Annotated in this window: 1 pseudogene; it reads right to left on the bottom strand. The window is 46.6% G+C overall.

The annotated features are described in order from the left end of the window. Positions 1-146: 146 nt before the first annotated feature. Positions 147-422, bottom strand: a pseudogene (locus MUW49_RS17780) (IS4 family transposase); the annotation flags it as partial. Positions 423-734: the final 312 nt, after the last annotated feature.

The raw sequence follows: 734 nt of genomic DNA, 5'->3' as shown, positions 1-734 counted from the left end.
TGAACAGTGATTCCGGGATGTTGAACACTGTTTCCGGAAAGGAGGGGCGAAGTGTTCAGGTTGAACCGGAATGAGCGTTCACATTGGTCCGGAAATGGTGTTCACGTTGAATCGGAATTGGTGTTCATGATCGGCCGGAATATGCACATAAACAGGGCAAAGCTCTCTTTACGCAGCTGATTGTGAAACGGTTTGTAAGAAACCTGATGCTCTTTCGTCAGCTGCAAGGCATTGAAATGACGGTGTAAGCTGGCAATGTCATTGACCTGGTCGCCCCCCATGGCCCGCAACAGTGCAGGTACGAGCATGGCAGGGGTAATGGCGCGCTGACGCAGACAAAACTTGCAGAGCCGAGCAATGCGCTCGAGTGCGGCGGGAGCCAGGAGTTGCTCCAGATAGTGATTAGCATTAATAATGGTCATAGGCTTCGCGCGTGTTGATTTTGTTTGGCGATAAAATTAGATCACAAACGAAGCCTTTTTTATATCTATTTCAATTGGTTGGCGCTAAAGATCCTGTACATGATATGGAGCTAACGCTCCTGGGAATTTTGGTAAATTAATAAATGCGATCGTTAATGAGCGCTGGTTCATGTACAGAACCTTAAGCGGCAAGCGAATTAATAATACCGTCTAACGTGTTGTTTTGCTTGGATTTTCTCTGCCTACTCTTTTTGCCGTTTTTGGATAAATACACCATTGCCCACTCCAACTTCTCTGTTATTTCCTGCCACG

The organism is Aeromonas sp. LsrichE-8G (assembly GCF_022869435.1).
In the GTDB taxonomy this organism is placed as follows: Bacteria; Pseudomonadota; Gammaproteobacteria; order Enterobacterales; family Aeromonadaceae; genus Aeromonas; species Aeromonas caviae.
The sequence above is the reverse complement of the archived record's forward strand: the minus strand, read 5'-3'. Positions and strand labels throughout refer to the sequence as shown.